At 40.3% G+C, this 13,334-nt stretch carries 8 protein-coding genes; 1 reads left to right on the top strand and 7 read right to left on the bottom strand.

The features are described 5' to 3' along the window. Positions 1 to 10: 10 nt before the first annotated feature. Positions 11 to 1,117, bottom strand: coding sequence for a FecR family protein (locus AAHJ11_RS12445; RefSeq protein WP_148363942.1), 1,107 nt, complete (start codon positions 1,115 to 1,117; stop codon positions 11 to 13). Between the two features lie 248 nt (positions 1,118 to 1,365). Next, the gene (locus AAHJ11_RS12440; RefSeq protein ID WP_148363943.1) at positions 1,366 to 1,935 is read right to left on the bottom strand and encodes an RNA polymerase sigma-70 factor; all 570 of its coding nucleotides are present in this window, start codon (positions 1,933 to 1,935) and stop codon (positions 1,366 to 1,368) included. 786 nt (positions 1,936 to 2,721) lie between these two features. Here AAHJ11_RS12440 and AAHJ11_RS12435 point away from each other — a divergent pair. Continuing rightward, positions 2,722 to 4,806 (top strand): BT4734/BF3469 family protein, encoded by a 2,085-nt coding sequence (locus AAHJ11_RS12435; RefSeq protein WP_148363944.1) that lies wholly within the window; start codon positions 2,722 to 2,724, stop codon positions 4,804 to 4,806. Between the two features lie 345 nt (positions 4,807 to 5,151). Here AAHJ11_RS12435 and AAHJ11_RS12430 read toward each other — a convergent pair whose 3' ends face one another. The 5 genes from AAHJ11_RS12430 to AAHJ11_RS12410 form a co-directional block, all read right to left on the bottom strand. Continuing rightward, positions 5,152 to 5,796 carry a DUF3943 domain-containing protein gene (locus tag AAHJ11_RS12430; protein ID WP_229128599.1) on the bottom strand — a complete coding sequence of 215 codons (645 nt, stop codon included), beginning with the start codon at positions 5,794 to 5,796 and terminating at the stop codon, positions 5,152 to 5,154. 104 nt (positions 5,797 to 5,900) lie between these two features. After that, the gene (locus tag AAHJ11_RS12425; protein ID WP_148363945.1) at positions 5,901 to 7,100 is read right to left on the bottom strand and encodes a BT_3987 domain-containing protein; all 1,200 of its coding nucleotides are present in this window, start codon (positions 7,098 to 7,100) and stop codon (positions 5,901 to 5,903) included. A 23-nt stretch (positions 7,101 to 7,123) separates the two neighbouring features. Then, the gene (locus AAHJ11_RS12420) at positions 7,124 to 8,233 is read right to left on the bottom strand and encodes a glycoside hydrolase family 18 (protein WP_148363946.1); all 1,110 of its coding nucleotides are present in this window, start codon (positions 8,231 to 8,233) and stop codon (positions 7,124 to 7,126) included. Positions 8,234 to 8,256: 23 nt separating this feature from the next. After that, positions 8,257 to 9,822, bottom strand: coding sequence for a SusD/RagB family nutrient-binding outer membrane lipoprotein (locus AAHJ11_RS12415; protein WP_148363947.1), 1,566 nt, complete (start codon positions 9,820 to 9,822; stop codon positions 8,257 to 8,259). Between the two features lie 12 nt (positions 9,823 to 9,834). Then, a complete protein-coding gene (locus AAHJ11_RS12410; RefSeq protein ID WP_320974562.1) occupies positions 9,835 to 13,089 on the bottom strand; it encodes a SusC/RagA family TonB-linked outer membrane protein in 3,255 nt (1,084 codons plus the stop codon). Positions 13,090 to 13,334: the final 245 nt, after the last annotated feature.

The raw sequence follows: 13,334 nt of genomic DNA, 5'->3' as shown, positions 1-13,334 counted from the left end.
TGTGTATTCTTTAATATTTATTCATAACGGTTATTTGGTGCTCGTCTATGTGGAATTTGACGCTAGACGTTGCTTCAATCGCGTTCAAAAGAATGTTGACGTTCTCGTAGCGTCCCACGCTACCGGTGAAATGTATTTTAGAGAGAGCCTCATCTTCGAATTGTACGTTCATGTCATACCAAAGTGAAAGATTTTCCATGATTTCTCCCAATGATTGATCGTCAAAGACAAAACGGGAGCGATGCCATGCCACGTAAGCCTCAAAGCTTTCGGGAGCAGTAATTGAAATTGTAGAGTGAACTCGATCCCAAACAGCCACATCGCCGGCATTGAGCATTCTTACATCTTCATCGGGAGAAATCATTCCGATGGAACCTTCTTCCAAAACAATCATCGTATTTTGGGGAGAACGCGCGTTGATGCTGAATTTTGTTCCATATTGCCGTACGGTCACTCCATTCACTTTCACCATGAAAGGACGTTTCGGATCTTTGGCTACCTCAAAATAGGCCTCTCCGGTAAGCTCTACGGTTCGATTGTCCGCTTCAAAACAGACCGGATAAGAAAGGGTGGATTGTGAATTCAGGTGTATCCGGGTTCCGTCTTCCAGAATGACACGATATTCGCCTCCGCGCGGTGTTTCCAAAAGGTTGTTCTGGTGTATGTCTTGTCGGGAAGAAGTTTGGTGGTAATCCAGAATGCCTTGTTTCTCAGCAACCATATCCAGCCGGTTCAAGCGTATCCATTCAAATTCCTTAGAGTTTCCCAACTCAATCTTGGTAGTTGGGTCGAGATAAAGAATCGCCTTTGAGGTGCCCGGTTCTATTTGTATCTCTTTGTCCGAGCGCAGTCCGAGATATAGGCTGAATGCTACTAGCACAGGGATCGTCCAGCAAGCCGCTTGCACAAGCACGTGTTTCCAACCGGATTGCCGGACGCTGAAATTCCGATGGGAGCGCTTATATTCTTGATATCGTTCGCTATAGTTTCTCTTTTTAAGTTTTTCCAAATAAAGAGCATTGTTCGGAGATTCTTTCATCCACAAGTCCAATAACTGTCGTTCTTTTGTGCTAAGTATTCCTAAGATATACTTAACTAAAAGTTCTTTTTTTCTCATGTTGACTATCGTTTTATTATTAAAACGACAAACTTCCTTAAATTGGGTACAAGAATTTAAAAAAAAATGAAGAATGGTGATGTTTTTTAGGTTTATCCGGCAATCATCTGATAGTCATTGAGTAATACAGAGACTTTCCATCAGTAAAGACATGGAATCAGGGTTCCAGTGCAATCCGCTATTGTTCAGATAACTAGAAGAAAACTGAAAGACCTGAAAGACAACGATGTATAGCTGTCAGTTGCTTCTTAAATGGAGCAGAGTAATTTAAAAAAGATAAAAGTAAATGAAATATTGGGAGAAGACTGGCTTTGAAAATGTTCTCTTAGAAATTTCATGGCGCGTTTCTTTTGTGTCCGTACGGTATCAATCGAAAGGGAGAGTTTATCAGCAATCTCTGTGCTGCTTAATCCGTCCAGATGCAATAAAAAGATTTCCCGACAACGTTTGGGCAGGCAGTCGATTGTCTTAAAAAGGAGCTCCATTACTTCTTTGTCGAACTGTTCATCAATCACATCTTCTTGGGATGTTTTTTCCATATACGCTTCTGCATAACGGGTCTCTACATCCAAATGCTTCAAATAGTCGAGAGAAAGATTTTTGACTGAAGCAAACAGATAAGAACGCAAAGCCACCTCCGAGAAAAAGTCATGGTCTTTTTCCCATAGTCTTATGAATGCTTCTTGTACTAAATCTTGCGCAATATCCTCCCGCATAACATAACTCTTGGCGAATGCCAATAAAGAGTCATGATATTCGTTGTATATATCTTTTATATTTTTATGCAGGATATCGGCGTTGATGTGAGAAGTATCCATTTTATTATGACTTAGACCGCAAATTAACATATATTTCAACACATATCCAAATGAATGCTGCATATTCTTCTTTTGCAATCTTCCGTTCGGTATGTTGGGGAGAATTTGTGGCAGGCATTGTCCTATTGGCTATTTCGTTTCCCGGGGGAAGGTAATATCCTGCAGGTGAGTAAAAAAGTTGCTGGAAGCTAAAAAATTCGCCGGTATAATCATGAAACAGGTGAATCTTATTACGTAGAGGATGTGGAGACATGGATGATAACTTCAACAATCACAAATAATACTATTATACTTCCTAAAACCGGATATTATGATAGCAATGAAGAAACTGAGTCAGATAGAAGTAGCACCATAAGTATCTTTCACTTAACAAGTAGGTATTGTTCGGCTAGAGTAACGGTATCTTTACCTTCCCACGGCCGTGGTGACTTCTTCCCACAGCCGTGACAAGTTCCTACCACGGCCGTGGGAAGATCTCATCATGGCCGTGACGAACTAAAGATACCAACACTTTAGCGGAACTATACCGGCAGGTGAATGGAAGTATACCTGCTTCTTATCATAACAATACACGGTAGACAGCACATCCATACCCACTTTCCAATGTATCAGTCCCAGCATCATTAGTTCCGAACGTCATTAGTTGCAAATTAAAAAAATCCGAATTAAAAAAGTTCATTCTTTGTCATGATAAAGCCCAAATAGCTTGTTTTACGAGTACCTTATCCGTACCTTTGAAACCAATAACAAACACTTACAAGTCTATAAAACTCAAGATAAAAAGAAATGAAGATTACACAAATCAGGGAAAACGGAGATACGGAAGCACTAAGCGTGATGGACATTGACCTGCTGATAGAGAAAATGAAGAAAGAAACCAAGCTCCGCCCGGTATCCGGACTACGTCAGGCCCTGCATTTTGTTCTGCCCGATGAACCTTGTTCCCTCGCCAGCAAACTACCACGAGTGATTCCTGCCGCAGCTTTCGGGCGAGTGAACGGAGTGAAACGAATGAAAACCTACAATGGTATTGTAGAACTGACCATTGGTCCGTTAGCCAGAAAAGCAGAAGTGGATATTGTGAAGCAAAAGGCTGCCGAACTTCCCCAGACAATGTTGGCTTTCATGGGGGCAAGCGGTAAAAGTGTCAAGATATGGACTTGCTTCACCCGACCGGACGGCACTTTGCCACAAACAACGGAAGAGGCCGAAGTATTTCAAGCGCATGCCTATCGCCTCGCCATCAAATGTTATCAGCCTCAACTCCCTTTTAATATTCTGCTAAAAGAGCCGAAACTGGAACAATTCTCACGTCTTAGCTATGATCCGGACCTGATTTATCGTTCCACCCCTGTCCCTTTCTATCTTTCACAACCTATCGGTATGCCCGGCGAGATGACTTATCATGAGAAATCGAGCTCTGAAACATCTCCATTGAATCGTGCCTTGCCGGGATATGATACGGAAGATACTGTAGCATTACTCTATGAAGCGGCATTGCGGAAAACATTCGAAGAAATGGAAACAGATTGGCACCGGAACGATCATGATTTGCAAACTTTAGTAGTCCCGCTTGCCGAAAACTGCTACTATTCAGGCATTCCGGAAGAGGAGGCAACCAGACGCACCATCATGCGTTATTACAAAAGAAAAAATCCGATGCTGGTACGCGAAATGATAAGAAACGTGTATAAGGAATGTAAGGGAGTGCCCAAAGGCAACTGCCTGACTAAAGAACAACGCCTTAGCCTGCAAATGGACGAATTTATGAATCGTCGTTATGAGTTTCGCTACAATACGCAGATCGGGGAGGTGGAATACCGGGAGCGTTTCTCATTTCAGTTCTATTTCCATCCCATCGACAAACGGGCGCAAAACAGTATTATGCTGGACGCCCAATCTGAAGGAATCGGGGTATGGGACAGGGATATAGACCGTTACTTACATTCCAACCGTGTGCCTATCTATAATCCATTGGAAGAATTTCTGTTTCATTTGCCGCATTGGGACGGTAAAGACCGCATTCATGCTTTGGCAAACAGGGTTCCTTGCAACAATCCACATTGGGAATTGCTTTTCCATCGTTGGTTCCTGAATATGGTTTCGCATTGGAGAGGGGTAGATAAAATGCACGCGAATAGTACATCACCCATATTAGTAGGGGCACAGGGAACTCATAAATCAACTTTCTGCCGTGAAATGATTCCGCCTGCACTTCGAGCTTACTATACGGACAGCATTGATTTCAGCCAGAAACGGGATGCGGAACTGTATCTGAATCGGTTCGCGCTCATCAACATTGATGAGTTCGACCAGATTACTCTGACGCAACAGGGATTTCTGAAACATATTCTCCAAAAGCCCGTGGTCAATCTTCGGAAACCGCATGGTCGCTCGGTACTTGAATTGCAACGATATGCTTCATTTATCGGCACAAGCAATCAGAAGGATTTGCTGACTGATCCTTCGGGAAGCCGTCGTTTTATCTGCATTGAAGTGACGGGAAACATCGACACTACACAACCAATAGATTATGAACAGCTTTATGCACAAGCCATGCACGAGATTTATCATGGTGAGCGTTATTGGTTTGATAGCGAAGATGAGCAGATTATGACTGAAAACAACCGTGAGTTTGAGCAAACACCGGCTATGCTGCAATTGTTTTATCAATATTTTAAGGCTGCGCAAACGAAAGAGGAAGGAGAATTTCTTACTCCGGTCGAAATTCTGAATTATCTGAAGAAAAAAAGCGGTATTTCATTGTCCGACAATAAAGTATATCACTTCGGGAGATTACTGCAAAAATGCGGAATTACCTCGAAACACACTTATAAAGGTACTGTTTATCAGGTAATAAAGGTATCATAAGAGATAAAAGTAAGGCTGACAATAAAAGTAGAGATATTTTATTGTCAGCCTATTATCAATGGTTATTATCAGGTGATAGAGTACTGATATTCATCTACTTGAATAGAATTCTGACAGTATGACAATAAAACAGGTACAAATCATAGTAATTGTAGGATTTGAAATTAAACTTCACGAGAAATATTCCGATTATCTTCTTTTTAAACTATCAGTTTTTTCCGGATAGTTGCATCCTTATCTACTTCTCTTTATGAATATATATTTCTCAAATATTCATTAATGGTATGTATATCGACATCTCCCTCTAAGAAATTCAGCCTCTGTCTCATAATTTACATGTCAACATTAATCTCCCTTCTGATGTACTGGAAAAATATTCTCATAATGTTTATACCGCGTATGATGGGTATAGTTCATATAATCTCCGGTGAGATACAATCCTTTTCGCAGTTTGATATCCAACCGCAGCCCTGTTGCATGAAGAATTGCCATTGAACGATCTCCCTGTGCATTCAGCGTCTTTGAGTTATAATGTTCCCAATCCATATCTTGAGGAGTGAGTCCACGCATAGGAGAAACAACAAACGAAGCAAACTCTAACCCGAAACGGGATGCTCCTGTTTTCCTGTCATCAAGGATTAAATCGAATGCACGGTAGAACACTTCTCCCAACGCCATCCCTCCAATCGGTGTTGCTATAATATCATTGGTAGATGGATATTCATTTTCCACGAACATCTCCCACATGAAACTTCCTCCAAAGGCATATAGCCCGGATTGCCAATAATTATATCCATTTGACCGGGCCGAATTAAAATACAAACTGCCATGATAAGGATGCATAAACATGTTTGTTCCCATTGCATCATTATCCCAAACGAAACCGTGCTTGATATTGTCTTTAATTGTATGAAAGTCAATATAGGCAAAATCCGCTTTCCGAATATAGCGATCGAATGCCCATACTCCCATGTTAATGCCGAATGTCATCGTTGCCGCCCGCAATCCTTTCTTTTGTAGAACAGCTCGGAAAGTTCTGCATTATCAAAAAAGAGAGGGACCTCACAAGGATTCCCTCTCTTAAAAAAGATCAACTAGTCTTCATCATCATTAGGATGATAAAAATTATACTGTTTACTCCAACTAGGGATTCCGTTAAGAGTGATGTTATTGCCACTTGGACTACTATCCTTCAAAACATTACCTTCTCCTTCGTCGCACTTCCAATAACCAATCAAACCTTCTGCATCTCCTGGTATCTGGCGTGACATTCCTTCCTGAATAGCATTATCCGTCAAACATTTCTTCCAAAGGCGAATCTGAGCATATTCTACCTGCATTCTCCATCCAAAGCTTTCGGCAAAGCTAATGTTTTTAAACACAAAGTCCCTTGTATCAGCCTTGTAGTTATTCAATGTACCATCTTTATACAAACGAATAGTAGATCCATCATAAGTATAAGCGATATGATACCATGTATCAGGATACCAAAATTCTTCACTATCAAAATAGTTTCCATTCAATTGACATTGTAAAGTAGGAGCTATCTTCTTTGCTCCATCCGCCCAATAACGTAGCAAGATATCATTGAAGTATATAGGAGCAGCATTATCAGCAAAGATATTTCTTCTAAAGCCGATGTTAGCCGGCCCTACCCAAGCTCCAGTAGGTTGTCCTGTGGTGTTATCAAACCTTATCCAATATTCTATTGTCCATTGAGCAGCAGGCATTTCACTGTTAAAAACCGTAGTCGTTTTATTTCCCGATTTCAGAACCAATGTTTTCTGCTTATTGGGGGAAGTAAGCAGATAAAGAATATGGTTAGCATTTCCTACTATTCCTACTGTTCCTGTTACAGAAGTAATCCGTACTGGAATGGCATAAGCTTCATTATTAGGAGTAGTAAATGGCTTGATCGTAAGATTTATAACCGGAGCAGACACTTCTCCTGCAGGAATTGTAACCGTACGTTGAAAGCTCCAAAACTCTTCAGGCAAAAGTTCATAAGCAGCCTCATGCTTTTGATTATAGTCATTAATAAGTTGTTGGTCTATATCTAAAGTTACTGTCACGTCTTCTGTTATGGCACGAACCAGACGAACAGTTAGTGTCTTCGTCACATCACCATCATCTACCAGTTGTGCTTCTATTTGTTGCCCAAAAGTATTGGATGGAGCAGCTTCCTGAATATATAAACCGTTATCAATGGTTGACAGTTTGGCATCATCGCATCCGGCAGCAGATATTAAGACTGCCACCAACGCAAGATATTTGGAATATTTAATCATCTTCATAGTCTTCTTTTTTAATCATGTTTTTAATGCTTGGCCGGATTTAATACCTGAATAGCCTCGCGCATAAATAAATAGTCGTTTACCGGACGGCATAAATTAAAACGGTAAGCACCGACTCCGCCAAGACGTGCATCCACTCCCGGACGATAATACATAGCCATTCCTTTCAATGAATAAGTCACGACACCATCACGAGTCGTAAATACTGGTCCCCCATCACCCTTATGCTTTTCAAAATCTTCGCACCATATCGTTTTCTTAAGAATGGTAGCTTCATCTTCTACAGAACCGAACTTGTTTAACAATAAGCCAAAACGATAATCTAAATTTGCATCTCCCGAACAATAATAAGACTGAACTACATAATAATCCAACAAAGGACCGGATGCAGTTATCAAGGTCTGTGGTTCCCCATCAAGCATAAGCAAACGTCCTGTTCCTGATTTAGGACCAAAGTCTTTCGATAATTCATCAAGGAGAATGTGCATACGATCAGAATAGCTGCAAATATCTCCTGGGAAAGTATAATTCGGCTCAAAGTCAATATCAAAACCATCATATCCATATTTAATGATAGAATCCGCAATAACACGTGCATATTTACGAATAGCTTTTTCAATGCCTTCAGGTGAAGTATCACCATAACCGTTTCTATTCGGCCAACCTTCATACCAGCCCCAATAAGCAGCCATAGCTTCGCCTTTTGAAGCATACTGCACTCCATCCACTATAAAATCATTTTCAACAGATGCAGGGGTATGTGCTCTACCGATATCCATAATATGCTGGCAATACAATACTCTTGTACCTTTTTTCTCACGCACTTCCTTTAGATCACTTTTCTGAGCCTCAGTCAAATTGAAAGCATTTCCCCACAAAGAGACTATATCCATCGAATCAGGAATCCCTCTCAGTTGATTATTCATATTGGTACCGGTTCCTGTCCATTCACTATACCAACCAAAAACAACCTGATGGTCACTTTTCTTATATTCTCTCAATGCTTTATAATAGTCTTCACCATTGATATTTACAGGTTCTGTGAATTTAGGTTCCATTTCCGTCCAATCACTGCATTGGATGAACATCAGTGCACCCATTGACGCAAGAATGACATATAGTAATTTCTTCATAATGTATTTTTTAAGTTTAACAGTTAATAAGTTCCATCCTCTTTCATAGCCCACCAAAGATCGGTTCCGTTAGAGTCTTTTCCATTACTAAGCATACCGACAGCAGCTTCCACATTCGCTTTATTATTATTGTATTCACTAAGGGTGAAATGGATACGACGCTGTCCACGTGTCGTAGTACAATCAGGATTCATAGATTTAGTAGCCGGGAAAATCTTAGGATACCCTGTGCGACGAAAATCAGCCCAACCATTCATTGGATCCGGATAACAAGCAATCCATTTCTGCGTAAGTACCCTCTCTAGTTTTTCCGTAGGATCAGCACTTTCATCCCACTTAATAGTGACAGACGATTGGTTAGTATAATTATTTCCAGTGTGTCCACTAACTAAATTATCCTCATAATTCCCCGGAACGGATGTGTCATCAGCCAAATAAGCATCTACACCTGATATACCAAACTCTTCAAAAGAGAGTCTTATCCCCTTTTCATAGAAAGTCTTTGCATCGCCCCCCATACTCCATCCTTTCAAAGCACCTTCTGCACGCAGAAAGGCAGCTTCAGCAGCATACATAACCGGTTGCGGCAATGTTTTATCAGTAGCAATAAAAAGCTTACTATAGTTTGAATATGTGGTAGGTTCTGGAATTTCCGCCGATCCTGAACGCACACCTACATATCCACCAACAGCAGTCTGAGTTTGCGGAGTAAAATAAGCAGGACGACGTGGGTCATTATAACCATTCATATAGGATACCAGACAAGCATTAGCTCTAACTTCAGGCCATCCACTAACAATAGCATATCCATTCTCATTAATACCTCCGTTAGTGGTATCATAAGAACTTTCACTCACACTTTCCAACACACCATCAAGTACGGCTTCCTGCGCTTTCGTTTGAGCATAGCCCGATTCTTTTCCCGAAATGCGAATAGCCATTCTTAGTTTCAATGTGTTAGCAAATTTTAGCCATTTAGTACAGTCCCCTTTGTAGAATTGATCTACAGCAGCTAAATCCTGATTGGTGCCGAGTGAAGCCGCAGACTTCAAAATTGTAATCGCATTGTCCAAATCATCGAACATGGCATGCCAAACTGTTTGTTCGTTATCATAAGGCGCTTCCGTATCACCAGCTTTCATCTGTGTATAAGGAATAGGACCTTGCAGAGAAGCAAGTAATTGCATACCATAAACACGAGTCAGCTGTGCTATAGCATAAATAACACCTTTCTTTTCTGTAGAGTTTTCAACTAGGAAGAAAGAAGGATAAACATAGCCATAGATTCTTCCCCATGAGCTATCATTGTGCTTATCTAATGCATTGTAATAGGCAAAGATATTGGTTCCAAAACTCCAGTTGGCCGTTGCCGTTACTTGTCCGCTAAAACTAGCCCACATACAATTAATCTCCTGACAAGCATTCTGCTGTGGACAAGCATATACATTAAACATCGTTGACAGTAAGTTACTTGCCGGCACTTTTGACGGTTGATAAGGATTCGTATTAAAATCTTCAAAATTGGTAGTACACCCTGCCATTATGCATACGACTGCACTTGCTCCAATATATTTTATTATCTTGTTCATACCTATTATTATTTAAAACTGAAATTTTACATTGAATCCGATATTTCTTGTGTTCGGAAGCATATAAGCATCAAATCCTTGATAGAAGTTAGACGAGGCCGAAGTAGTCAGTTCCGGATCGAAAGGAGCCTTACAGTAAATCATCCACAAATTCTTTCCTACAAAACCAACAGTCATTCCCACTTTGTTATTGAAGCATTTCTTAGGTAATGTATAACTGAGTGAGAGTTCGCCGAGTCGTACGTTAGTAGCACTATATGTATAGTAAGCAGAAGTACCTTGAATAGTCTGGAAATAGGTTTGTGCATCTACTTTAGTCTGATTGATTTGTATACCACCTGCATCACGTACATCTGCACTAACTTTAGATACCCCCGCAGCATCAAGAACAGATTGGGTTTCACTGATAACAATACCTCCAAAACGTCCTGTGAAAGTCATGCCCAAATTAATACCTTTATAACCAAAGCCAAGATTCCATCCCATGTTCATCTTAGGTAGAATAGACCCCAGATAAGTTTCTTTGTTCTCCATAGACAAACCTGTACCTTCTTCATTGAGAATGTAGCCATTCAAATCACGTTTAAGAACGCGTTGACCATATACGTCTCCCATTGAGCCGCCGACACGCAAGATAAGACGCGCATCTGTATTTCCATAAGTAAGCGGAGACAATTCTGGCATCTGAATAGGTTGACCAGTAGCATAGTTATATGCACCATCGGCCAGACGTTTCACTTCATTCCTATTCCAAGTCAGTGTATAGTTAGTATTGAAAGAGAAATCTCCCCAATGCTTGTCATAGCCCAATGACATCTCAACACCTTCATTCATTATATTTCCGCTCTGAATAGGAATATTAGAATATCCAGAAGAAAGTGACAAGTCTGCATAGAATGTCTGATTATAAGTATTAGAACGATAATAAGTCAAATTAAAACTAATGTCATTGAGGAACCGGGCATCCAAACCTATTTCCCATGATTTAGTACGTTCCGGTTTTAGTTTGGTATTCGGATAAGAAGAAGCACTGGTCCAATTCTGTGTCTGTTCATCATACGGATAAGTAATAGTAGTCATGAAACGTCCATATGAGTTGCCAACCTCTGTATACGAACCACGAACTTTCAAGAATGACAACCAATCAGGAGCATTGAACATGCTCGTCAAGATGGCAGATAAACCTATAGATGGGTAGAAGAATGATTTGTAATCGGAGAAAGCAAGTCTTGAATCCCAGTCATTACGACCAGTAGCAGTAAGATAAATCATCGATTTCCAACCAATTTCTGCATTAGCGAATATAGCGCGTGTCTGGTCATGCCATCCATCCTGTTTGGCTTTCCAAGCTTTATTGAAATCAAGATTATGAACAGCAAAGAAATTAATAAGCTTCAAGCCACCATCATATCCAATCATTTCATAACGGCTGTCATTCAGTGAAACACCTAGATTGACATTTACAGACCAGTCATTGAAATTCTTATTCATCGTAGCAATCGCATCAGCATAGGTGTTCTTTGATTGTGAAGATGTGTCACTATATGTTCCACGGTCACCTGACACCAAGCTGCCTGTAGAAGCATACGCTTTGTAAGTACTACGATTCTCATAATTATCAACTTTCACACGTCCGACAACATCCAACCAATCAAGTATCTGATATTTAAGAGAAGCATTAACCATGTAGCGGGTCTTTTTATTCTCACGCAATTGGCGGTTCTGTATCCAATAAGGATTGGCAAGTCCACTTGAAATACCTCCATAAGGCCAATATTGTTCCATCAAGTCCATACCGGAATTGTAGCGTTCAAACATACGCACATCATCAAAATTCTCACTACGTGGGAAACGGTAAAGTCCCGGTAAAGGGTTATAATTATACCCTTGCGACATCATATTCTTGTCATTTTGAAGAATATAGCTTGCACTTGCATCAAGCGTCATCTTGTCTTTCAAAAAACTAGTCGTATTGCGCACCGTAAAGTTATAACGGTTATACCCACTATTAGGTAAGATATTTGTCGTGTTAGTAGTAGAAGCCGACAGATAAGACTGGTTCTTCTGATTACCGGTTGACAAAGCAAACGAATTGATAACATTAGCTCCTGTCCGGAAGAAATCGCGTGGATTATAACTACTGTTTACCACTGGTCCCCAGCTGTCCAAACTGTTAGGTAAGTTTCCATATTTACTTTGCATCTCGGGCATCATAGTCACTTTTGAGAAAGTAGTGTTGTTAGAAACTGTAACAGAGGTCTTATCTACAGAACCTTTCTTTGTAGTTATCAGCACAACACCGGCAGCAGCGGCATTTCCATAAAGGGCTGCTGCAGAAGGACCTGTCAACATAGAGATAGATTCGATATCTTCCGGGTTAATATCAGCGGCACCGTCTGTACCTTGTTGGTCATAGATACCTCCGCCACCACCATTCATCATGTTGTACATAGGTACCCCATCAATTACGTAAAGAGCAAGATTAGACGAAGTGATAGACTTAACACCACGCATCACGACGCGGGAAGCACCACCGGTAGTATTAGATGAATTGATAGTAACACCTGCCACTTTACCATTCAGGGAAGAAATAAAGTTGGCGTCTTTTACAGCAGTTAGTTCATCGCCGTTCAATTGCTGCACATTATAGGATAATGCTTTCTCTGACCGTTTAATGCCCAATGCCGTAACAACTACTTCATTCAACTCTTGCGTTGCGTCTTCCAAAATTACATTTACATTTTTTTCTTTTACAGGAACTTCTTTTGTTTTATAACCTACATAAGAAAATACAAGAATGGGAGAAGCTGATTGTGTCACAATCTGATAGCTACCATCAAGATTGGTAATAGTTCCATTATCAGAACTTTTTTCAATGATGGAAACCCCGATTAATGGCTCGCCATTTTTGTCGCTTACCGTGCCTACAATAAGCCGTTCTTTTTTCTGTTGCACACTTTCTGTTGCTTTTGCAGCCAACACAATCTTATTATCCAATATTTTATATTCGATATTCACACCTGCGAAGACTTGCTCTAACACTTTAAAAATATTCTTTTTTGATACAGAAACCGATACCCGGCGATTAAGATTTAGATTCTTGCTATTTATAAAAAAGCTGAATCCGGATTCACGCTCAATCCTGTGCAGCACTTCTTCTATTGCGCAATCGTTTACTTGCAAAGTAATAGAAGTCTTTTGTGCATATCCGTCTGACGCATATGCTAATCCAACAGAACAAATCAAAAGTATAAACAGTAATTTCATAGTCAATGATATTTCTTTAAAGGTTCGTTCAAAGGACTTTAATCCTCCAAGAAATTGGACGATACAATAATTTTGCATAAATTTGTAACGAGTTTAATTAGAAAATTGGTAGTTATACTTGTCGGGAAACAAGTAGGTTCACAATTACTGAAGCTCATACGGGAGGATACGGCCAATATCATCCCGTATTTTTTTGGTTGCTAGGGATCTTTGTTTTTCATGGCAATAAGTTTTTGGGAATTAAG

This window comes from Bacteroides sp. 90-K9/2 (assembly GCF_047310725.1).
GTDB classification, from domain to species: Bacteria; Bacteroidota; Bacteroidia; order Bacteroidales; family Bacteroidaceae; genus Bacteroides; species Bacteroides vicugnae.
The sequence above is the reverse complement of the archived record's forward strand: the minus strand, read 5'-3'. Positions and strand labels throughout refer to the sequence as shown.

Bases quoted from the DNA above. Each gene is read 5' to 3' on its own strand.
- AAHJ11_RS12445 (WP_148363942.1), bottom strand. From the start codon at position 1,117: ATGAGAAAAAAAGAACTTTTAGTTAAGTATATCTTAGGAATACTTAGC.
- AAHJ11_RS12440 (WP_148363943.1), bottom strand. From the start codon at position 1,935: ATGGATACTTCTCACATCAACGCCGATATCCTGCATAAAAATATAAAA.
- AAHJ11_RS12435 (WP_148363944.1), top strand. From the start codon at position 2,722: ATGAAGATTACACAAATCAGGGAAAACGGAGATACGGAAGCACTAAGC.
- AAHJ11_RS12430 (WP_229128599.1), bottom strand. From the start codon at position 5,796: ATGACATTCGGCATTAACATGGGAGTATGGGCATTCGATCGCTATATT.
- AAHJ11_RS12425 (WP_148363945.1), bottom strand. From the start codon at position 7,100: ATGAAGATGATTAAATATTCCAAATATCTTGCGTTGGTGGCAGTCTTA.
- AAHJ11_RS12420 (WP_148363946.1), bottom strand. From the start codon at position 8,233: ATGAAGAAATTACTATATGTCATTCTTGCGTCAATGGGTGCACTGATG.
- AAHJ11_RS12415 (WP_148363947.1), bottom strand. From the start codon at position 9,822: ATGAACAAGATAATAAAATATATTGGAGCAAGTGCAGTCGTATGCATA.
- AAHJ11_RS12410 (WP_320974562.1), bottom strand. From the start codon at position 13,089: ATGAAATTACTGTTTATACTTTTGATTTGTTCTGTTGGATTAGCATAT.